Consider the following 19,673-nt stretch of genomic DNA (forward strand, 5'->3'; position numbering starts at 1 on the left):
CGCCTTCCCCGCGCGGGGGAAGGTCGCGGCGTGATCAGCCTTCCAGGGCCTTCCACATGTCGATGTCGCGCTGGGCCGTCCACACGCGCGGGTCGGCGTGGCCCGAGGCCTCGTCGTAGGCGCGGCTCACGTCGAAGGGCATGCAGTGGTCGAAGATGACCCACTGCTGGTACTTGGGCTGCAGCTTCGCGTAGGTTTCCTTGTAGACCGCGTTCAGGTCGCGGCCGGCCTTCACGCCTTCCTGCACGCTGGCGTACACGTCGGAGATGAAGGCGCGCGTGCCGTTCAGGCCCTCGGCCACGGCTTCGGGCGTGGTCAGCGCGGCGCCGCGGCCCGGCACCAGGGCCAGGGGCTTCAGGGCGGCGATGTTGTCCAGCGTCTGCGGCCAGTCCTGGAAGTAGGCGTCGCCGGCGTACGGCGTGGCGCCGAATTCGACCAGGTCGCCCGACAGCAGCGCACGCTCCTGCGGCAGCCAGACGACCGTGTCGCCCTTGGTGTGGCCGCGGCCCAGCTGCAGCAGCTGCACCTCGAGCTTGCCCAGCCACAGCGTCATCTTGCCGGTGAAGGTCATGGTGGGCCAGGTCAGGCCCGGGGGCACCGTCTCCACGTTCTGGAACAGGCGCGGGAAGCGGCCGATTTCACTGGCCTTGTCTTCCTCGCCGCGCTCCACGATCAGGTCGCGCGTGTCCTGGCTGGCCAGGATGTGTTCGGCGCCGTAGCCCGCCGCGCCCAGCACGCGCACCGCGTGGTAGTGGGTGAGCACCACGTACTTGATGGGCTTGTCGGTCACTTCGCGGATGCGGCGCACCACGTCGGCGGCCATGGCGGGCGTGGCCTGGGTGTCGGCCACCAGCACGCAGTCGTCGCCGATGATGATCCCGGTGTTGGGGTCGCCCTCGGCCGTGTAGGCCCAGGCGTGCTCCGAGATCTGGCTGAAGGTGATCTTCTTTTCTTCCAGGTCGGCCTGGCTGGCGAATTTCTTGGCTTGGCTCATCGTGTGTCTCCGGTGGGGTGGTTTTGGGATTCGCCTGATTCGTTTAAGGCGAACGAGTTTGCAGATAACGAATTCGCGGAGTGTAAGCCCGAGATCAGTTCATGTCTAATGCCTTCTTCATGAACGAACAACCAGACGGCAAGGCGGCCATGGCAGCGACTGACACCGACCGCGCCCAGCGCGGCATCCAGAGCATCGAAGTCGGCGGGCAGCTGCTGCGCGCGCTGGTGCACCACGGCCGCCCGATGGCGCTCAAAGACCTTGCCCGCGAAGCGGACATGACGGCCGCCAAGGCCCACCCGTACATGGTGAGCTTCGGCCGGCTGGGCCTCATCGAGCAGGACCGCGCCAGCGGCCACTATCTGCTCGGCCCGCTGGCCTTGCAACTGGGTCTGATCAGCCTGCAGCAGGCCGACCCGGTGCACATCGCCACGCCGCTGATCGGCCAGCTCGCGCAGCAGATCGGCCACACCGTGGCGCTGGCCGTGTGGGGCGCGCGCGGCGCGACCATCGTGCGCACGGCCGAGTCGCCTTCGCCGGTGCACGTGAACATGCGCCACGGCACGGTGTTCTCGCTCACCAACACGGCCTCGGGCCGCGTCTTCGCCGCCTACCTCGACCCGGCGGTGGTGCGCGCGCAGCTCGAGGACGAGCGCCAGCGCCAGAAGCAGCGCAAGGGCGCCGCCGAGCCCGCGCCGCCGGCCGGCATGCCGCCGGTGCAGCCGCTGCCCTCGTGGAGCGACTTCGAGCGCCAGTGCCAGGAAGTGCGCGACCACGGCATCAGCCGCTCCGACGGCGAGGTGATCGAGGGCGTGAGCGCCATGGCCGCGCCCGTGTTCGACCACACGGGCGCCATCGTGCTGGCCGTGACCGCCATCGGCCCGGCCGGCATCTTCCACACCGCCTGGGACGGCGAGATCGCGCGCGCGCTCAAGGCCTGCGCGGGCACGGTGTCGCAGCGCCTGGGGGCGAGCGCCACCGGCGCCGTGGTGCCCTCCGTTTCCGATCGATGACCCTGTTTTCTTCCGCCTTGTCTTCCACGTCTTCTTCTTCCTCCGACGACCTCGCGCTGCGCATCGACCGCACCGTGGCGTTGCTGCGCGGCGCGCGGCGCATCGTGGTCTTCTCGGGCGCGGGGCTGTCCAAGGCCTCGGGCATCCCGACCTACCGCGACGCCGACGGTCTCTGGATGAGCCAGAACGCGCTCAAGTTCTCGCATGCCGACGACCTCGCGCGCGACCCGGGCGGCTTCACGAAGTTCTGGGCCCAGCGCCTGTCGCAGATCGAGACCGCGTCGCCCAACCCCGGCCACCTCGCGCTCGCGCAGCTGCAGCGGCTGCGTCCCGCGACCCGGCTCATCACGCAGAACGTCGACGGCCTGCTCGGCAAGGCCGGCGGGCAGGACGTGCTGGAGCTGCACGGCTCGCTGCGCCGCTGGCGCTGCGACCACTGCGGCAACCGCAGCGGCCCCTGGCCCTTCCACCGCTGCCTGCGCTGCGGCTCGCACGCGCGGCCCGACGTGGTCATGTTCGGCGAGATGCTGAACGCCGGCGTGCTGCTCGACGCGCAGGTGGCGGCACAGGAGTCCGACCTGTTCCTGGTGGTCGGCAGCACCACCATCGTCTACCCGGCGGCCGAACTGCCCAAGCTGGCGATGGCGCGCGGGGCGCGGCTGGTCACGCTGAATATCGAGCCGCTGCCGCATCTGGACGATGCAGCGGCGGTGGTGTTGCGGGGGGCGTCGGAAGACCTGCTGCCGAAGTTGGTCGCCGGCATGGCGGGCGACTGAAGCGCTAGCCGGCCCGCATTTTCTCGCGCAGCACGCGCCAGCGCGCGAGGCTTTCGGCGGGCCAGTAGTCCTTGCGGTCGTAGTACTCGTGCACCGCCGCTGCGCCGGGCGGCAGCACCACCCACGGCTGCTTGGACATCGTGAAGATGTGCAGATCCGGCGGCAGCCGGTCGGGCGTGTCGAGCGTGCCCACGCGGATGAAGCTCACGGCGTCGCCGGCGCCGGCGTAGTGACTCCACAGCGCGACATGGCAGGCCGGGCAGCGCGCGTACTTCTGGCCGCGTCCGCTGGCCGAGGGCGTGAGCACCAGATCGACCGCGCCCTGCAGCACCTGCACCTGTTCCGGTTCGATCAGCGCATTGAGCGCGAAGGGCGAGCCCGTCTCGCGCTGGCACCAGCGGCAGTGGCAGCAGTGCACGAACAGCGGCGGGGCGTTCAGGCGGTAGCGCACCTGCCGGCAGGTGCAGCCGCCTTCCAGCGGCACGAAGGCGTCGGCCATGGCAGTGGTCGGCGGGCGTCAGCCCTTCTTGCCACCCAGCAGCACCAGCGCGCCGCCCACCACGATCGCCGCCACGCCGGCCCAGGCCGGGATGTTGATGGTCTGTTTTTCCTTCACCGAGAACTCCAGCGGGCCCAGCTTGGCCTGGTGGGTTTCCTTGGTGAAGCTGAAGCCGCCCAGGCCGAGCCCGGCGATGCCGGCCACGACCAGCAGGATGCCGACGATGCGCGTTGCGTTCATGGGACGGGTCTCCTCAGGGTTGGTTGGAATGAAAAGCCGTTCAGCGCCGTGGCGCCGCCACACGCGGCTGCGGCGGCTCCTGCTGCTGCAACTGGTCGACCCACTGCACGACCTCGGCCATGGCCGCGTCGCTCGCCGCGATGAGCGCCTTCACTCCGCCGGGCGCGTCGGCGCTGGCGGCGGGACGGCGCACGGTGAAGGTCCGCTGGCCCATCACGCGGTCGCCGCCGGTGGCGGTGCGGACCAGCGTGGCGCGCAGGCGCACCAGGCCCGTGCTGCTGGCGGGCGCATCGAAGTAGTGGCTGAACTCGTCGAGCGAGATGCGCAGCGTGTCGGGCACGATGCCCTCGGTGCGCGCGAGCGTCGCGCTTTCTTCGGGGCCGAGCACGGTGCGGCGCTCGGCCAGCGTGTCGCGCAGCCGCTGGCGCAGCAGCTGCGCGGGCGGCAGGCTCCAGCGCGACTGGCCGTAGGGGCGCAGTTCGTTGGCGTCGGCATAGCCCAGGCGGTACAGGATCTGCGTGCCGTCCAGGCGCGTGTTGCTGTCGAACTCCGCGAGGGACAGCGCCGGCAGCGCGGTGGCCGGCGCGGCAGCGGCGGCAGGTGCGGCGGCCGAAAGACCGGGGCCGAAGTCGTACAGCGTGGCGCGCGCCGGCTTGTCGGGCAGCATGCCGCAGCCGGCGACCAGCAGCACACAGCCGAGGCTGGCGAGGGCGGGGAGGGTGTTCTTCATGCGCATGGTTGGTCTGCTCCCGGTCAGTGGCGTGCGGCGGGTGCGACGAAGCCGGGCTCGCCCGGGCCCGCGGCGGCGCCGCCATTGCCGAACAGCAGCGATTGCGGGTTGTCGTTGATGCTGTCGGCCGCGCGGCCCAGGCGGCGCACCGCGTGGGCGGTGTCGTCGGCCACGCGGTTCACGCGCGGCAGGGTGGCGGCGTTGAACGAGTCGACCGCCTGCGCCAGCGCCTTGGTGCCCTCGCTCAGGCGCTCGACCGGGCCGTCGGGTGCGTTGAGCCGGCCCACGGTGGAATTGAAGTTGTTGGCCACGCGCGAGACATCGCCGGCCGCCTTCTTCACCGTCGACAGCGTTTCGGGCATGGCGGCCAGCGTCGGGTTCAGGCCGGTCTTGACGGTGTTGTCGAGCTGCTTGAGCAGTGTGTTGGCGCTGGCCGAGGCGGCCGCGATGTTCTCCAGCGCGTCGGCCACGCGCTTCTGGTTGGCGTCGGCCAGCAGCGCGTTGGCGCGCTTGGTCACTTCTTCCACCTGGTCGATGATCTCCTCGCCGCGGTCCTGCAGCTTCGCGAGCATCGAGGGCTTGAGCGGAATGCGCGGCGGGTTGTTGTTGTCGGGCTTGAGCGCGACGGTCGATTCGCCCTCGTCGTCCAGCGCGATGAAGGCCAGGCCGGTCACGCCCTGGTAGCTCAGCGTGGCAAAGCTGGAGGTGGTGAGCGGCACGCGCTCGTCGACCGTGATGCGCACGCGCACGTTGCCCTTGGTTTTGGGGTCGAAGTCGATCGAGGTCACCTTGCCGACCGAGATGCCGCGGTAGCGCACCTGGGCCTGCGGCTGCAGGCCGCTCACGGCGTCGCGGGTGGAGAGTTCGTAGACGTTGCGCACGGTGTTGTCGCGCGTGAACCAGACCACCAGCGCGACGAGCGCGGCGATCAGGCCGAGCACGAAGGCGCCGGCGGCGAGGGCATGGGCCTTGTTTTCCATGGGGGGACCTACCTTTCTTCAGCGCGCGCGGCCTCGGGCTGCGGCGCGGGTGGTGCTTTGCCGGCGGCGGGCTTGTCGTGCAGCGCCTCCAGGGCGCGCTGGCCGCGCCCGCCGAGAAAGTATTCGTGGATGAAGGGATGCGGGTAGGCGATGACTTCGCGCGCCGTGCCGCTCACGATCACCTTCTGGTCGGCCAGCACCGCGATGCGGGTGCTCAGGTCGAACAGGGTGTCCAGGTCGTGCGTGACCATCACGACCGTCAGGCCCAGCTCGCGGTGCAGGCCGCGCAGCAGGTCGCAGAAACTGTCGGAGGCTTCGGGGTCGAGGCCGGCCGTGGGTTCGTCCAGCAGCAGCAGCGGCGGGTCCATGATGAGCGCGCGCGCCAGCGCCACGCGCTTGATCATGCCGCCCGACAGGTCCGACGGGCTCTTGTTCGCATGCTGCGGCTCCAGCCCCACCATCTGCAGCTTCACGAGCGCGGCGTTGCGGATCAGCTCGTCGGGCAGCAGCTTGAGTTCGCGCAGCGGAAAGGCGATGTTCTCCAGCACGCTGAAGGCCGAGAACAGCGCACCGTGCTGGAACAGCATGCCCACGTTGGCCGCACCGGCCGCGCTGAGTTCGCCCGGCGCCCGGCCCAGCACCTCGACCGCGCCCTTCGTGGGCTTCTGCAGCCCGAGGATCTGCCGCAGCAGCACCGTCTTGCCGGTGCCCGAGCCGCCGACCAGCGACAGCACCTCGCCGCGGTCGAGGTGCAGGTCGAGGTCGCGGTGCACCACCTGTTCGCCATCGGGGCTCTTGAACACGGTCCAGAGCTTGCGGATGTCGACCACGGTGTTCGACGGGGATGTCGCGGCGGCGTTCATCCGCGGAATCCTATGCCCTTGAAGAGCACTGCGAAGAGCGCGTCGACCAGGATCACGGCGGTGATCGAGGTCACGACCGACGACGTGGTGCCGCGCCCCAGGCTCTCGGTGTTGGGTTTGACCTTCATGCCGAAGTAGCAGCCGATCAGCGCGATCAGCACGCCGAACACCGCCGACTTGGCCAGGGCCAGCCAGAGGTTGGAGATGGGCACCGCGCGCGGCAAGGCCGACAGAAAATACGACGGCGAAATGCCCAGCGCCGCATCGGCCGCGAGCATGCCGCCGGCCAGCGCCGCCATCGAGGTCCACAGGCTGATCAGCGGCATCGCGATGGCCAGCGCCAGCACGCGCGGCATCACGAGACGGAAGCCGTGCGGGATGCCCATCACGCGCATGGCGTCGAGTTCTTCGGTGACGCGCATCACGCCGATCTGCGCCGTGATCGCCGAGCCCGAGCGGCCCGCGATCAGCACGGCGGCCAGCACCGGCCCGAGCTCGCGGATCAGCGACAGCCCGAGGATGTTCACCACGAAGGCCTCGGCGCCGTAGTTGCGCAGCTGCTGGGAGATCAGGTACGCCAGCACCACGCCGATCAAGAGGCCGACCAGCGCCGTGATGTGCAGCGCCGTGGCGCCGAACTGATAGAGGTGGCCCGAGAAGTCGCGCCACGGCGCGCGGTGCGGCGCGCGCGCCAGCGTGCACAGGTCGAGCGCGAGCTGGCCGATGAGGCCGACGAAGTCGCGCAGCACGACCATCGCGCGCGGGCCGTGGTGGGCCAGTGCGTGCAGCCGGTCGCTCAGCGACTTGGGCGGCTCGTCGGGCGTGGCCACCGTGAACTTCGCCACCTGGTCGAGCACCGCCTGGTGCTGCGGCGACAGCTCGATCGTGGCCGGCCAGGCCTGGCGCCAGTGCTCCCACAGCAGCTGGGCGCCGATGTGGTCGAGCTGGCCGATGGGGCGCAGGTCCCAGGCCCGGTCGTCCGCGGGCGGCAGCGCCGCGAGGTCCCTGGCCAGCGCCTCCCAGGCCGGGCGCGTCGACATCGCCAGCGTGGTCCAGCAACCGCTGGCCACGGCCCAGGTACGGCCGTCCACGTCCTGCGTCTGCGCGCGCGGCGGCGCGAAGGCGTCGTCGGTGGCGGGGGCGTCAGCGGGCGACGGGGTAGGCGACATGGGCAAAGGTGCGGGACAAAACGTAAACAAAGGTCCAAGCGAGAGCGCGCATCGTAACCGCGTGCATCCGGGGCTTGTGTGCGTCTGGCCCTTCGTTTGCGTAGGGCCAGACGCCGTTTTTTTCAGCCAATCTTCAGCTCCAGGCCCGGGCCAGCGCATCCCAGGCGCTGGCGATCACGGGCTCGTCGCGCCGTGCGGCCAGCGAGACGAAACGCAGCGCGCAATCCAGCCGCACGCGGTCGGCCAGCACGAGGCCGTGGGCCTGGCTTTCGCGGATGGCGATCGAGTCGCGCACCAGGCTCAGGCCGACGCCCGACTTCAGCAGGTCGAGCATCGAGGCCTCCTGGTCGACCAGCGCCACGCGCCGGGGCGCCAGGCCGAGCGGGCCGAACACGCGTTCCAGCAAACGGTGGTGCGCCGACTCGGGCGGCGTGGCCAGCCAGGGCAGGGCGGCCAGCGCCTTCCAGTCGCGGCCCAGCACCTGCGGGCCCCAGCCGGCCGGTGCGACCACGCGGTAGCTGAAGCGGGTGAGGGTGCGCACCGCCAGCGGCGCCGGGGCGGCGTCGTCGGGTTCATCGCCCGGGTCGAGGTGAAAACCCACGTCGAGCTCGCCGCGCAGCACCTGCGCCAGCACGCTGCCGCTCATGCCGTGGCGCAGCTCGGTCTCGATCTGCGGCGCGGCCTCGACCAGCTCGCGCAGGAACACGCCGAGGCGCGTGAATTCGGGGTCGAGGATGGTGCCGATGCGCAGCGCCCCGCGCACCGTGACCTGCAGGTTGCGCGCGGCCTGCTGCAGGTCGCCCACGGCCGCCAGCACGCGCTCGGCCTGCGGCAGCATGGCCGCGCCGTCGGCCGTGAGCGCCAGCCCGTGAGGCGTGCGGGTGAACAGCACCAGCCCGGTTTCTTCCGCAAAACGCTTGAGCTGCAGGCTCACCGCGGGCTGCGTCAGGTGCAGCTTTTCGGCGGCGCGCGAGACGTTGCCCTCGCGCGCCGCCAGGATGAAGGCGCGCAGAATCTGGAGGTCCATCGATGACGTAGTCATATAAGACTGATTTATAGCGCCATCGACGCGAATTCATTGGCTTTCTCTTCGTGGATTGGGCCAAATTGCCTTCAGGAGACCCGCACATGTCCATCAGCACCCGAAATATCGACCACCACATCGCCGGCGCCCCCGCCGCCAACACCTCCGGCCGCACGCAGGACGTGACCAACCCCGCCACCGGCGCCGTCACCGGCAAGGTCGGCCTGGCCGACGCCGCCCAGGTGGCCGCCGCCGTGGCCGCCGCGCAGGCCGCGTTCCCGGCCTGGGCCGACACGCCGCCGATCCGCCGGGCGCGCGTGATGTTCAAGTTCCTGGAGCTGCTCAACCAGCACAAGGACGAACTCGCCCACCTCATCACCGCCGAGCACGGCAAGGTCTTCACCGACGCGCAGGGCGAGGTGAGCCGCGGCATCGACATCGTCGAGTTCGCCTGCGGCATCCCGCAGCTGCTCAAGGGCGACTTCACCGACCAGGTGAGCACCGGTATCGACAACTGGACGCTGCGCCAGCCGCTGGGCGTGGTCGCGGGCATCACGCCCTTCAACTTCCCGGTGATGGTGCCGATGTGGATGTTCCCGGTGGCCATTGCCGCGGGCAACACCTTCGTGCTCAAGCCCAGCCCGACCGACCCGAGCCCGTCGCTGCTGATGGCCGAGCTGCTCAAGAAGGCCGGCCTGCCCGACGGCGTGTTCAACGTGGTGCAGGGCGACAAGGCCGCGGTCGACGCGCTGCTGGAGCACCCCGACGTCAAGGCCGTGAGCTTCGTGGGCTCCACGCCCATCGCCAACTACATCTACGAGACCGGCGCGCGCCACGGCAAGCGCGTGCAGGCCCTGGGCGGCGCGAAGAACCACATGGTCGTCATGCCCGACGCCGACATCGACCAGGCCGTGGACGCCCTCATCGGCGCCGGCTACGGCTCGGCCGGCGAGCGCTGCATGGCGATCAGCGTCGCGGTGCTGGTGGGCGACGTGGCCGACCGGCTGCTGCCCAAGCTCATCGAGCGCACCAAGACGCTGAAGGTGCTCGATGGCGAGAACCTCGCGGCCGAGATGGGCCCGATCGTCACGCGCGCCGCGCACGAGCGCATCACCGGCTACATCGCGCAGGGCGAGAAGGAAGGCGCGAAGCTGCTGGTCGACGGCCGCAGCTTCGACGGCAACAAGGCGGGCGAAGGTTGCGGCGACGGCTTCTGGATGGGCGGCACGCTGTTCGACCACGTCACGCCCGAGATGCGCATCTACAAGGAAGAGATCTTCGGCCCCGTGCTGGGCTGCCTGCGTGTCGCGACCTTCAAGGAGGCTGTGGACCTCATCAACGCGCACGAGTTCGGCAACGGCGTGAGCTGCTTCACGCGCGACGGCAACGTGGCGCGCGAGTTCGGCCGCCGCATCCAGGTCGGCATGGTCGGCATCAACGTGCCGATCCCGGTGCCGATGGCCTGGCACGGCTTCGGCGGCTGGAAGAAGAGCCTGTTCGGCGACATGCACGCGTATGGCGAAGAGGGCGTGCGCTTCTATACGAAGCAGAAGTCGATCATGCAGCGCTGGCCGGAGAGCATCGGCAAGGGCGCAGAGTTCGTGATGCCCACCGCGAAGTAAAAAGGGGCGCCGCACGCGCGGCGCTGCTTCGATCCGAAGAACAACGAGAGACAAAAGCCAGCCGCCATGAGCGACACCACCTTCGACTACATCATCATCGGCGCCGGCACCGCCGGCTCGCTCATCGCCAACCGGCTGAGCGCCGACAAGACCAAGCGTGTGCTGCTCATCGAGGCCGGCCGCAAGGACGACTACCACTGGATCCACATTCCGGTGGGCTACCTGTATTGCATCGGCAACCCGCGCACCGACTGGCTCTACAACACCGAGCCCGACGCGGGCCTCAACGGCCGCACGCTGCGCTATCCGCGTGGCAAGACGCTGGGCGGCTGCTCCAGCATCAACGGCATGATCTACATGCGCGGCCAGTCGCGCGACTACGAGCACTGGGCTGAGCTCACGGGCGACGAAGGCTGGCGCTGGGAGAACGTGCTGCCGGCCTTTCGCAAGCACGAAGACTTCTACCTCGGCGCCGACGAGATGCACGGCGCGGGTGGTGAGTGGCGTGTCGAGAAACAGCGGCTGCGTTGGGACATCCTCGACGCCTTCGCCGACGCGGCCGTGCAGGCCGGCGTGCCGCACACCGCCGACTTCAACCGCGGCAGCAACGAAGGCGTGGGCTACTTCCAGGTCAATCAGAAGAACGGCTGGCGCTGGAACACCGCCAAGGCCTTCCTGCGGCCCACCTGCTACGGCCGCCCCAACTTCGAACTGTGGACCGGCGCGCAGGTGTCGCGCCTGCTGTTCGAGACGCTGCCCGACGGCACGAAACGCTGCACCGGGGCGCAGGTGTGGGACGGCACCGAGATGACCACCGCGCATGCCGAGTGCGAAGTGATCCTCAGCGCGGGCGCCATCGGCTCGCCGCAGATCCTGCAGCTGTCGGGCGTCGGCCCGGCCGAGCTGCTGCGCCAGCACGGCATCGAGGTGGCGCTGGACGCGCCCGGCGTTGGCGCCAACCTGCAGGACCACCTGCAGATCCGCGCGGTCTACAAGATCGAGGGCGCGCCCACGCTCAACGTGCTGGCCTCGTCGCTGGTCGGCAAGGCGAAGATCGGCCTCGAATATTTGCTGAAGCGCAGCGGCCCGATGAGCATGGCGCCGTCGCAGCTCGGCGCTTTCACGCGCAGTTCGCCCGACCGCGCGTGGCCCAACATCCAGTACCACGTGCAGCCGCTGTCGCTCGACGCCTTCGGCGAGCCGCTGCACAGTTTCCCGGCCTTCACCGCGAGCGTGTGCAACCTGAACCCGACGAGCCGGGGCTCGGTGCGCATCAAGAGCGCGCGTTTCGAAGATGCGCCCGCCATCGCGCCCAACTACCTGAGCACCGAGGAAGACCGCAAGGTGGCGGCCGATTCGCTGCGCGTGACGCGCCGCATCGCGCAGCAGCCCGCGCTCGCCAAGTACAAGCCGCAAGAGTGGAAGCCTGGCGTGCAGTACCAGACCGACGACGACCTCGCGCGGCTGGCCGGCGACATCGCCACCACCATCTTCCATCCGGTCGGCACCACCAAGATGGGCGCCGACGGCGACCCGATGGCGGTGCTCGATGCGCGCCTGCGCGTGCGCGGGGTGCACGGCCTGCGCGTGGTCGATGCGGGCGCGATGCCCACCATCACGAGCGGCAACACCAACAGCCCGACGCTGATGATGGCGGAGAAGGCGGCGGGCTGGATCCTGGAAGACAACCGCAACCGCTGAGCCGGCTCAGCGGCGCGGCTTGGCGCCGCGCTGGGTGTCAGCCTGCAGGCGCGCCTTCGCGCCTTCGAGCATGAGGTCCACGCCGACCTCGAACATCGCATCGGGGCCGGCCTTGCGGTAGCTGGCGAAGGCCTCGGCCAGCAGCGGGCGCGAGGCCGCGGCGGCATCGAGCGCCTGCTGCCGAACTTCCGCATCGGGCGGTGCCGCCTGCTCCTCCAGCCCACGGCGCAGGGCTGGCCGGCGCCGTGCGCTATCTGCTGTGCCTGCCGGTGATGCTGCGCAGGTCGCCTGCGGCGGGTGGCTAACTGTCGAAGAACGCCAGCTTGCGTGCGCGAGGCAGCGCCTTGAGCGCGATCTCCGCCCGCAGCGCGGCGCCCTTGTCGGGGTACTGGCGCGCCGCCAGCACGCGCTGCGGCGGACGCGCGCGCGTGAACTTGGCGCCCAGCCCGAAGACATGCTGGAAGAAGCGCTGCTCCACGTCGAGCGCGATGCCCGCGTAGTACACGCCGCCTTCGCATTCCAGCAGGTAGAGCCAATAGGGTGGGGGCGGCGAGGGATCGGACGGTTTTCGGGGCACGCGCGCATTGTGCGGGCAGGCGTTTGTCGTGCGTCGAACGAAGGTGTCACCACGAAGTTCATTCGCAAAACGCACCAAGTCCTTCCAATTTTTCGCTAGGCAAGGGCGCGGGTTTCGCACATATTGGCCCGTTAACGCCGTTGCATTTCTTCTTCTGTACTTCCTTCTCCCTGGAGCGTCCATGCCAGAAGCCCAGACCCCCGTGTCCCTTCCCGCCGAGGTCGAACAACTGCTGCATCGCCTGGGCGTGCCCCGCACCGCCCACACCCGCGGCGACCTCACGGTGCGCTCGCCGGTCAGCGGCGAGGTGATCGCGCAGGTGCCGCAGACCACGGCCGTGGAAGCCACCGGCGCCATCGGCCGCGCGCACGAGGCCTTCAAGGCCTGGCGCCTGGTGCCGGCGCCGCGTCGCGGCGAGCTGGTGCGCCTGCTGGGCGAAGAGCTGCGCGCCGCCAAGCGCGACCTGGGCCGCCTCGTCACGCTGGAGGCCGGCAAGATCCCGTCCGAAGGCGCGGGCGAGGTGCAGGAAATGATCGACATCTGCGACTTCGCCGTCGGCCTCTCGCGCCAGCTCTACGGCCTCACGCTGGCCACCGAACGCGCCGAGCACCGGATGATGGAAACCTGGCATCCGCTGGGCGTGTGCGGCGTGATCTCTGCCTTCAACTTTCCCGTGGCCGTGTGGTCGTGGAACGCGGCGCTCGCGCTGGTGTGCGGCGATCCGGTGGTGTGGAAGCCGTCCGAGAAAACACCGCTCACCGCGCTGGCCGTGCACGCCATCGCGCAGCGCGCCATCGAACGCTTCGGCGACGCGCCCGAAGGCCTGCTCGGCCTGCTGCTGGGCCCGCGCGACATCGGCGAGGTGCTGGTCGACGACCCCCGCGTGCCGATCCTCTCGGCCACGGGCTCCACGGCGATGGGCCGGCAGGTCGGGCCGAAGCTGGCGGCGCGCTTCGCCCGCGCGATTCTCGAACTCGGCGGCAACAACGCCGCCATCGTCACGCCCTCGGCTGACCTCGATCTCACGCTGCGCGGCATCGCCTTCGCGGCCATGGGCACGGCCGGCCAGCGCTGCACCACGCTGCGACGCCTGTTCGTGCACGAGAGCGTGTACGACCAGCTGGTGCCCAAGCTCGTGAAGGTCTACGGCAATGTGCAGGTGGGCGACCCGCGCGAGGCCGGCACGCTGGTCGGTCCACTGATCGACCGCGCCGCCTTCGACGGCATGCAGAAGGCCCTGAACGAAAGCCGCGAGACCGGCGCCACGGTGCACGGCGGCCAGCGCGTCGAGGGCATCGGCACGCAGGACGCGTTCTATGTGCGCCCCGCGCTGGTGGAGCTGAAGTCGCACGCCGGCCCCGTGCTGCGCGAGACCTTCGCGCCCATCCTCTATGTGGTGCGCTACAGCTCGCTCGACGAAGCCATCGAATGGCACAACGCGGTGGGCGCGGGCCTGTCGTCGTCGATCTTCACGCTCAACGTGCGCGAGGCCGAGCGCTTCATGTCCAGCGCGGGTTCGGACTGCGGCATCGCCAACGTCAACATCGGACCGAGCGGTGCCGAGATCGGCGGCGCCTTCGGTGGCGAGAAGGAAACCGGCGGCGGACGCGAAGCGGGCTCGGACAGCTGGAAGGCGTACATGCGCCGCGCCACCAACACCATCAACTACTCGACGGCATTGCCCTTGGCTCAAGGCGTGACCTTCGACATCGGCGACTGAACAACCCCGGCCCGTGGTGCCTGCCGCGCGGCGTTTCGCCGCAGCGGCCAGGCAGCGGCCGTACCTATCCCCCCAGAAAAACCACCAGGAGACAGCAAAGATGAAGATGCAACTGAAGACCCTCGCCACCGCCGCGCTGCTTGCGCTCGCCTTCGGCACCACCGCCACCGCGCAGCAGGCGCCCACGGGCGGCACGCTCGACAAGATCAAGGCGAGCGGCAAGGTCGTGCTCGGCGTGCGCGAAGCCTCGCCGCCCATGGCCTACATGCTGGGCGCGGGCGAGAAGTACGTGGGCTACCACGTCGAACTCTGCGAGCGCGTGCTCAAGGACATCACGCCCAACGCCAAGCTCGAGTACATGGCCGTGACCGCGCAGAACACCATCCCGCTGGTGCAGAACGGCACGCTGGACATCGGCTGCGGCCCCACCACCAACAACACCGCGCGCCAGCAGCAGGTGGCCTTCGCGCTCACCACGTACGTGAGCGAAGTGCGCATGGCGACCAAGGTCGACTCGGGCATCACCACGCTCGACCAGCTCGCGGGCCGCAACGTGTCGGCCTCGACCGGCACCACCGCCGTGCAGCTGCTGCGCAAGCGCGAGCGCGCGCAGAACGTCTCGTACAACACGATGCTCGGCAAGGACCACCTGGAGAGCTTCCTCCTCATGGAGTCGGGCCGCGCCGATGCCTTCGTGCTCGACGACAACCTGCTCGCCGGCATCATCGCGAACTCGAAGAACCCGACGGCCTACCGCATCACCGGCGAGGCGCTGGGCTCCGAGCCGATCGCGCTGCTGTTCCGCAAGGACGACCCGGCCTTCAAGGCGGCGGTCGACGATTCGCTGCGCAAGCTCATGAAGAGCGGCGAGCTCGAGAAGATCTACACCAAGTGGTTCGTGGCCGCGATCCCGCCGAAGAACACCAGCCTCAACCTGCCGATGAGCCCCGCGCTCAAGCAGCTGCTGCTCGAGCCCAACGACAAGCCGCTGGAGGCCTACGCCAAGTGACAGACGCCGCCGTGTTCTCGCCGGCGCAACGCGTGCGCGCCATCCACGTCTCGGAGATCCTGCGCATCACCGACCATGCGCAGGCGCTCAAGCGCGCCGGCCGCCCGGTGATCGTGCTGGGCGCGGGCGAGCCCGACTTCGACACGCCCGAGAACATCCGGCATGCGGCTTCGCAGGCCATTGCGCGCGGCGACACGCGCTACACGGTGCTCGACGGCAGCCCGGCGATGAAGGCGGCCGTGCAGCTGAAGTTCAAGCGCGACAACGCGCTGGACTTTGCGCTCGACGAGATCAGCGTGAGCGCGGGCGCCAAGCAGGTGATCTTCAATGCGCTGATGGCGAGCCTGAACCCGGGCGACGAAGTGATCCTGCCTGCGCCGTACTGGACCTCGTACGCCGACATCGTGCAGATCTGCGGCGGCGTGCCGGTGTCGGTGGCGTGCGGCGAGGAGAACGGCTTTCGGCTGACCGCCGCGCAGCTGCAGGCGGCCATCACGCCGCGCACGCGCTGGCTGTTTCTCAACTCGCCGTCTAACCCGAGCGGTGCGGCCTACAGCGCGGCGCAACTCAAGCCGATCACCGACCTGCTGCTCGATCATCCCCACGTCTGGGTGCTGGCGGACGACATCTACGAGCACATCCTCTACGACGGCCTCGCGTTCGCAACGCCGGTGGCCGTGGAGCCGCGCTTGCGCGAACGCACGCTCACGGTGAACGGCGTGTCGAAGGCCTATGCGATGACCGGCTGGCGCGTCGGCTACGGCGCCGGACCGCGCGCGCTGATCGCCGCGATGGCCGTGGTGCAGAGCCAGTCGACCTCGTGCCCGTCGTCGGTGAGCCAGGCCGCGGCGATCGAGGCGCTCACCGGACCGCAGGGCATCGTGGCCGAGCGCTGCGCATCCTTTCAACAGCGCCGCGACTTCGTCGTGGCCGCGCTCAATCGCACGCCAGGCCTGCATTGCCGCGTGCCCGAGGGCGCCTTCTACACCTTCGCAAGCTGCGCCGGCGTGCTCGGCAAGCGCACTGCCAGCGGCGCGCTGCTGCAGACCGACAGCGACTTCTGCCGCTACCTGCTGCAGGACTTCGAGGTGGCGGTGGTGCCGGGCAGCGTGTTCGGGCTCGCGCCGTATTTCCGCATCTCGTATGCGACGTCGATGGCACAGCTCGAAGAGGCGTGCGCGCGCATCGCCGCGGCCTGCGCCGCGCTCTCCTGACCTCTCCTCTTCATTCCACTGGAACCCTCATGACTTCCTCCCGCACCGGCGGCCAGATCCTGGTCGACCAGCTCATCACCCACGGCGTCCGGCAGCTTTTCTGCGTGCCCGGCGAAAGCTTCCTGGCCGTGCTCGACGCGCTGCACGACGCATCGATCGACGTGACGGTGTGCCGGCAGGAGGGCGGCGCAACGATGATGGCCGAGGCGCAGGGCAAGCTCACGGGCCAGCCCGGCATCTGCTTCGTCACGCGCGGCCCCGGCGCCACCAACGCGGCGGCGGGCGTGCACATCGCGCACCAGGATTCGACGCCGCTCTTGCTGTTCGTCGGCCAGGTCGCGCGCGACGCGATGGGCCGCGAAGCCTTCCAGGAGCTGGACTACGGCGCGGTCTTCGGCACGATGGCCAAGTGGGTCGTGCAGATCGACGATCCGGCGCGCGTGCCCGAGCTGGTGTCGCGCGCTTTTCATGTCGCGACCTCGGGCCGGCCCGGTCCGGTGGTGATCGCGCTGCCCGAAGACATGCTGACCGAAGCCGCCGTGGTGGCCGATGCGCTGCCGTATGCCGTCACCGAAACCTATCCGGGCGCGGCGCAGATCGCCGAGCTGCAGCAGCGCTTGTCGCAGGCGCAGCGGCCCGTCGTCATCCTGGGCGGCAGTCGCTGGTCGGAAGCCGCGACGCAGCAGTTCGCGAAGTTCGCCGAGGCGCATGCGCTGCCCGTGTACTGCTCGTTCCGCCGTCAGATGCTGATGTCCGCCGAGCACCCCTGCTATGCGGGCGACCTGGGGCTCGGCGCCAACCCGCGCATGCTGGCGCGCATCCGCGATGCGGACCTCGTGCTGCTGGTGGGTGGGCGTCTGTCGGAAGTGCCGTCGCAAGGCTATGAGCTGTTCGCGATCCCGCAGCCGAAGCAGGCGCTGGTGCACGTGCATGCCGATGCCGACGAGCTCGGCAAGCTCTATCGCCCGACGCAGGGCATCCACGCCACGCCGCAGGCGTTCGCCGAAGCGGTGTCCGCGTTGCGTCCGGCGTCACCGCCCGTGTGGCAGGCCGAGACGAAGACCGCGCGCGAAGACTTCCTGCGCTGGAGCGACCCGGCCGCGGTCCGCATCCCCGGCCCGCTGCAGATGGGCGAGGTCATGCAGCACCTGCGCGAGGTGCTGCCGGCCGACACCATCTTCTGCAACGGCGCGGGCAACTTCGCGACCTGGGTGCATCGCTTCTGGCCGTTCCGCGCGTTCGCGAGCCAGCTCGCGCCGACCAGCGGCTCGATGGGCTACGGCCTGCCGGCGGGCGTCGGCGCCAAGCGGCTGTGGCCCGAACGCGAGGTGGTCGTGTTCGCGGGCGACGGCGATTTCATGATGCACGGCCAGGAGTTCGCGACCGCCGTGCAGTACGGCCTGCCGATCCTCGTGGTGCTGCTGGACAACGGCATGTACGGCACGATCCGCATGCACCAGGAAAAGCACTACCCCGGCCGCATCAGCGCCACGCAGCTGAAGAACCCCGACTTCCGTGGCTATGCCGAGGTGTTCGGCGGGCACGGCGAGCGCGTGACCACGACGGAAGAATTCGGCCCCGCACTGGCGCGTGCGCGCGCCAGCGGCAAGCCGGCGATCCTGCATTGCCTGCTGGACCCGGAGGCGATCACGCCCGCGAGCACGCTGGCGTCGATCCGCAAGGCGGCGCTGGCCGCGAACTGAGGCGTCGTCAGCGCAGCCCGCCGACATAGCGCGGCGGCGGCGTGGGCGGCAGGCCGTCGGGCTGGCGCGCCGCCAGCCGCGCGGCGCGGGCCAGCGGTTCCATGGCCTGCTCGAGCCGCGTGGCGAGCTGGTCGAGTTCGTCGTCTTTCGTCTCGGCGGCGTGCTGGCGCGTCATGCGCACGATCTCGGCGGCGTACTCGGCGTTGGTGGCCATCCATTCGGTGTCGGTCACGCGCCCGTGCTTTCGCCGCAGTGCCACGTGAAGGCGTGCTGCAAGCGCGATGCGTTCGCTTTCGGACATGGATGGCATGGCGTCTCCCTCGGGTGGTCAGGCTCCCAGGTGTTCACGATGCTGAGCAAGATCGAGGCCCACCAGTTCGCTCTCGGGGTCGACGCGCAATCCGACCAGCACATGCACCAGGAACAACACGATGGCTGTGCCGGCCGCGCTGTAGATCGCCACGCTGGCGACCGCGATCGCCTGCGTCAGCACATTGCCCGCCGCGCCCGAGATGCGCGGGTCGGCGAAGACGCCAGTGAGCAGCGCGCCCACGATGCCGCCGATGCCGTGCACGCCGAACACGTCGAGCGAGTCGTCCGCACCGAGCAGGTGCTTCAGGCCCGTGGCGCCCCAGTAGCAGGCCAGCCCGGCGATGGCGCCGATGGCCAGCGCCGACAGCGGCGTGACGAAGCCGGCCGCCGGCGTGATCGCCACCAGCCCCGCCACGAGGCCGGAGCACAGGCCCAGGAGCGACGGGCTGCGGCGCACGATCCATTCACCGACCATCCAGCTCATGGCGCCGGCCGCCGCCGCGATGTGCGTGACCAGCATGGCCAGGCCCGCGCGCCCGTCGGCCGCCACCGCCGAGCCGGCATTGAAGCCGAACCAGCCCACCCACAGCAGGCCCGCGCCCGTCATGGTGAGCGCCAGGCTGTAGGGCTCGAAGGCCTCGCGCCCGTAGCCCCGGCGCGGCCCGAGCGCATAGGCGCACACCAGCCCCGCGATGCCCGCGTTGACGTGCACCACCGAGCCGCCCGCGAAGTCGAGCGCACCCATCTGCGCGAGCCAGCCGCCCGGCTCCCAGACCCAGTGCGCGACCGGCGCGTACACGAGCACGCTCCACAGCAGCGCGAACCACAGCAGCGCCGAGAAGCGCATGCGCTCGACAAAGGCGCCGAGCACCAGCGCGGTGGTGATGATCGCGAAGCTCAGCTGGAACATGGCGTAGACCGATTCCGGCACGTTCGGCGCCACGTGGCTCACGGCCACCTGGCCGGCCTCTTTCAGGTACTCGAAGCCCGAGAAGCCGATGTGCGAGAGCTTGCCCAGCCAGGGCCAGCCGGGCGTGAAGGCCAGCGAGTAGCCGAGCGCGAACCAGGTCAGCGAGACCACCGCGGCGATCGCCACCACCCCGGCCATGGTGGCCAGCACGTTCTTGCGCCTCACCATGCCGGCATAGAAGAGCGCGATGCCGGGCAGCGTCATCAGCAGCACCAGCGCGGTCGAGGTCATCATCCAGGCGGTGTCGGCCGCGTTCAGGGAGGCTTGGGGTGCCAGCAGGGCCATGACCGTTTCTTCTTGGAGTGGTGGACAGAAGGCCTGTGTGCACGAGTCATGCCATCTTGTTAACTGACTGAAACACTTTGGTTTCCCAACCGGGAGGTCGAAGTAACACGAAGCGGGTAATTCCTAATGCACCGGGCGGGTGCGCGCTTGCACAATCTGCGCACTCGCGACGGGCCCTGCTCGTACTGCCGAGGGTCCGAGGAGACAAGCTTCCGATCGATCAACAAGAACATTCTTCAAAGGCTCCGTACGAGATGCCTGTCTGATATTTG

Annotated in this window: 19 protein-coding genes; 8 read left to right on the forward strand and 11 right to left on the reverse strand. The window is 69.7% G+C overall.

Features of this window, described 5'->3' with window-relative positions:
- Positions 1–34: 34 nt before the first annotated feature.
- On the reverse strand, positions 35–994 hold the full coding sequence (locus tag FFI97_RS30370) for an MBL fold metallo-hydrolase (RefSeq protein WP_062472733.1): 960 nt from the start codon (positions 992–994) through the stop codon (positions 35–37).
- A gap of 149 nt (positions 995–1,143) precedes the next feature.
- On the opposite strand from FFI97_RS30370, the gene FFI97_RS30375 reads away from it, so the two are divergent.
- Positions 1,144–2,007 (forward strand): IclR family transcriptional regulator, encoded by an 864-nt coding sequence (locus FFI97_RS30375; protein ID WP_062472735.1) that lies wholly within the window; start codon positions 1,144–1,146, stop codon positions 2,005–2,007.
- On the forward strand, positions 2,004–2,783 hold the full coding sequence (locus FFI97_RS30380) for an SIR2 family NAD-dependent protein deacylase (RefSeq protein ID WP_139703985.1): 780 nt from the start codon (positions 2,004–2,006) through the stop codon (positions 2,781–2,783). The genes FFI97_RS30375 and FFI97_RS30380 overlap by 4 nt, the downstream gene beginning before the upstream one ends.
- 4 nt (positions 2,784–2,787) lie before the next feature.
- Here FFI97_RS30380 and FFI97_RS30385 read toward each other — a convergent pair whose 3' ends face one another.
- The 7 genes from FFI97_RS30385 to FFI97_RS30415 all read right to left on the reverse strand — a co-directional run bounded on the left by FFI97_RS30385 (position 2,788) and on the right by FFI97_RS30415 (position 8,306).
- On the reverse strand, positions 2,788–3,282 hold the full coding sequence (locus FFI97_RS30385; RefSeq protein ID WP_139703983.1) for a GFA family protein: 495 nt from the start codon (positions 3,280–3,282) through the stop codon (positions 2,788–2,790).
- Between the two features lie 18 nt (positions 3,283–3,300).
- The gene (locus tag FFI97_RS30390; protein ID WP_070063477.1) at positions 3,301–3,522 is read right to left on the reverse strand and encodes a hypothetical protein; all 222 of its coding nucleotides are present in this window, start codon (positions 3,520–3,522) and stop codon (positions 3,301–3,303) included.
- 40 nt (positions 3,523–3,562) lie between these two features.
- Positions 3,563–4,252 (reverse strand): ABC-type transport auxiliary lipoprotein family protein, encoded by a 690-nt coding sequence (locus FFI97_RS30395; protein ID WP_240531270.1) that lies wholly within the window; start codon positions 4,250–4,252, stop codon positions 3,563–3,565.
- Between the two features lie 23 nt (positions 4,253–4,275).
- On the reverse strand, positions 4,276–5,232 hold the full coding sequence (locus FFI97_RS30400; RefSeq protein ID WP_139703980.1) for an MlaD family protein: 957 nt from the start codon (positions 5,230–5,232) through the stop codon (positions 4,276–4,278).
- Between the two features lie 8 nt (positions 5,233–5,240).
- Positions 5,241–6,095, reverse strand: a complete 855-nt coding sequence (locus FFI97_RS30405; RefSeq protein WP_095949775.1) for an ABC transporter ATP-binding protein — start codon at positions 6,093–6,095, stop codon at positions 5,241–5,243.
- A complete protein-coding gene (locus FFI97_RS30410; protein WP_139703979.1) occupies positions 6,092–7,264 on the reverse strand; it encodes an MlaE family ABC transporter permease in 1,173 nt (390 codons plus the stop codon). The genes FFI97_RS30405 and FFI97_RS30410 overlap by 4 nt, the downstream gene beginning before the upstream one ends.
- Positions 7,265–7,397: 133 nt before the next feature.
- Positions 7,398–8,306 (reverse strand): LysR family transcriptional regulator, encoded by a 909-nt coding sequence (locus tag FFI97_RS30415; RefSeq protein ID WP_062472753.1) that lies wholly within the window; start codon positions 8,304–8,306, stop codon positions 7,398–7,400.
- Between the two features lie 86 nt (positions 8,307–8,392).
- Here FFI97_RS30415 and FFI97_RS30420 point away from each other — a divergent pair, with 86 nt between their 5' ends.
- Positions 8,393–9,910: a CoA-acylating methylmalonate-semialdehyde dehydrogenase gene (locus tag FFI97_RS30420; RefSeq protein ID WP_139703976.1), complete on the forward strand. Its 1,518-nt coding sequence runs from the start codon at positions 8,393–8,395 to the stop codon at positions 9,908–9,910.
- A 66-nt stretch (positions 9,911–9,976) separates the two neighbouring features.
- Positions 9,977–11,611, forward strand: a complete 1,635-nt coding sequence (locus FFI97_RS30425; RefSeq protein ID WP_139703974.1) for a GMC family oxidoreductase — start codon at positions 9,977–9,979, stop codon at positions 11,609–11,611.
- A gap of 301 nt (positions 11,612–11,912) precedes the next feature.
- Here the strand turns inward: FFI97_RS30425 and FFI97_RS30435 are convergent, their stop codons facing one another.
- Positions 11,913–12,188: a GIY-YIG nuclease family protein gene (locus FFI97_RS30435; RefSeq protein WP_070063470.1), complete on the reverse strand. Its 276-nt coding sequence runs from the start codon at positions 12,186–12,188 to the stop codon at positions 11,913–11,915.
- A 181-nt stretch (positions 12,189–12,369) separates the two neighbouring features.
- Between FFI97_RS30435 and FFI97_RS30440 the strand changes: the two genes are divergently transcribed.
- The 4 genes from FFI97_RS30440 (at position 12,370) to FFI97_RS30455 (ending at position 17,834) form a co-directional block, all read left to right on the forward strand.
- The gene (locus FFI97_RS30440; protein ID WP_139703972.1) at positions 12,370–13,908 is read left to right on the forward strand and encodes an aldehyde dehydrogenase family protein; all 1,539 of its coding nucleotides are present in this window, start codon (positions 12,370–12,372) and stop codon (positions 13,906–13,908) included.
- A gap of 100 nt (positions 13,909–14,008) precedes the next feature.
- The gene (locus tag FFI97_RS30445) at positions 14,009–14,917 is read left to right on the forward strand and encodes an amino acid ABC transporter substrate-binding protein (RefSeq protein ID WP_095743237.1); all 909 of its coding nucleotides are present in this window, start codon (positions 14,009–14,011) and stop codon (positions 14,915–14,917) included.
- Complete coding sequence (locus FFI97_RS30450) at positions 14,914–16,131, forward strand: pyridoxal phosphate-dependent aminotransferase (RefSeq protein ID WP_139703970.1); 1,218 nt, start codon at positions 14,914–14,916, stop codon at positions 16,129–16,131. The genes FFI97_RS30445 and FFI97_RS30450 overlap by 4 nt, the downstream gene beginning before the upstream one ends.
- Positions 16,132–16,160: 29 nt before the next feature.
- Positions 16,161–17,834 carry a thiamine pyrophosphate-binding protein gene (locus tag FFI97_RS30455; RefSeq protein ID WP_139703968.1) on the forward strand — a complete coding sequence of 558 codons (1,674 nt, stop codon included), beginning with the start codon at positions 16,161–16,163 and terminating at the stop codon, positions 17,832–17,834.
- A 7-nt stretch (positions 17,835–17,841) separates the two neighbouring features.
- On the opposite strand, the gene FFI97_RS30460 is transcribed toward FFI97_RS30455, so the two are convergent.
- Both FFI97_RS30460 and FFI97_RS30465 read right to left on the reverse strand, forming a co-directional pair.
- Positions 17,842–18,144, reverse strand: coding sequence for a hypothetical protein (locus FFI97_RS30460; protein WP_082818034.1), 303 nt, complete (start codon positions 18,142–18,144; stop codon positions 17,842–17,844).
- A gap of 18 nt (positions 18,145–18,162) precedes the next feature.
- Positions 18,163–19,401, reverse strand: a complete 1,239-nt coding sequence (locus FFI97_RS30465; protein ID WP_139703965.1) for an ammonium transporter — start codon at positions 19,399–19,401, stop codon at positions 18,163–18,165.
- Positions 19,402–19,673 lie beyond the last annotated feature (272 nt).

Source organism: Variovorax sp. KBS0712, assembly GCF_006323185.2.
Lineage (GTDB): Bacteria > Pseudomonadota > Gammaproteobacteria > Burkholderiales > Burkholderiaceae_C > Variovorax > Variovorax boronicumulans.

What these genes read in the sequence shown, in the direction of transcription:
- FFI97_RS30370 (WP_062472733.1), bottom strand. Translation starts at nt 994, where the DNA reads ATGAGCCAAGCCAAGAAATTCGCCAGCCAGGCCGACCTGGAAGAAAAG.
- FFI97_RS30375 (WP_062472735.1), top strand. Translation starts at nt 1,144, where the DNA reads ATGGCAGCGACTGACACCGACCGCGCCCAGCGCGGCATCCAGAGCATC.
- FFI97_RS30380 (WP_139703985.1), top strand. Translation starts at nt 2,004, where the DNA reads ATGACCCTGTTTTCTTCCGCCTTGTCTTCCACGTCTTCTTCTTCCTCC.
- FFI97_RS30385 (WP_139703983.1), bottom strand. Translation starts at nt 3,282, where the DNA reads ATGGCCGACGCCTTCGTGCCGCTGGAAGGCGGCTGCACCTGCCGGCAG.
- FFI97_RS30390 (WP_070063477.1), bottom strand. Translation starts at nt 3,522, where the DNA reads ATGAACGCAACGCGCATCGTCGGCATCCTGCTGGTCGTGGCCGGCATC.
- FFI97_RS30395 (WP_240531270.1), bottom strand. Translation starts at nt 4,252, where the DNA reads ATGAAGAACACCCTCCCCGCCCTCGCCAGCCTCGGCTGTGTGCTGCTG.
- FFI97_RS30400 (WP_139703980.1), bottom strand. Translation starts at nt 5,232, where the DNA reads ATGGAAAACAAGGCCCATGCCCTCGCCGCCGGCGCCTTCGTGCTCGGC.
- FFI97_RS30405 (WP_095949775.1), bottom strand. Translation starts at nt 6,095, where the DNA reads ATGAACGCCGCCGCGACATCCCCGTCGAACACCGTGGTCGACATCCGC.
- FFI97_RS30410 (WP_139703979.1), bottom strand. Translation starts at nt 7,264, where the DNA reads ATGTCGCCTACCCCGTCGCCCGCTGACGCCCCCGCCACCGACGACGCC.
- FFI97_RS30415 (WP_062472753.1), bottom strand. Translation starts at nt 8,306, where the DNA reads ATGACTACGTCATCGATGGACCTCCAGATTCTGCGCGCCTTCATCCTG.
- FFI97_RS30420 (WP_139703976.1), top strand. Translation starts at nt 8,393, where the DNA reads ATGTCCATCAGCACCCGAAATATCGACCACCACATCGCCGGCGCCCCC.
- FFI97_RS30425 (WP_139703974.1), top strand. Translation starts at nt 9,977, where the DNA reads ATGAGCGACACCACCTTCGACTACATCATCATCGGCGCCGGCACCGCC.
- FFI97_RS30440 (WP_139703972.1), top strand. Translation starts at nt 12,370, where the DNA reads ATGCCAGAAGCCCAGACCCCCGTGTCCCTTCCCGCCGAGGTCGAACAA.
- FFI97_RS30445 (WP_095743237.1), top strand. Translation starts at nt 14,009, where the DNA reads ATGAAGATGCAACTGAAGACCCTCGCCACCGCCGCGCTGCTTGCGCTC.
- FFI97_RS30455 (WP_139703968.1), top strand. Translation starts at nt 16,161, where the DNA reads ATGACTTCCTCCCGCACCGGCGGCCAGATCCTGGTCGACCAGCTCATC.
- FFI97_RS30460 (WP_082818034.1), bottom strand. Translation starts at nt 18,144, where the DNA reads ATGCCATCCATGTCCGAAAGCGAACGCATCGCGCTTGCAGCACGCCTT.
- FFI97_RS30465 (WP_139703965.1), bottom strand. Translation starts at nt 19,401, where the DNA reads ATGGCCCTGCTGGCACCCCAAGCCTCCCTGAACGCGGCCGACACCGCC.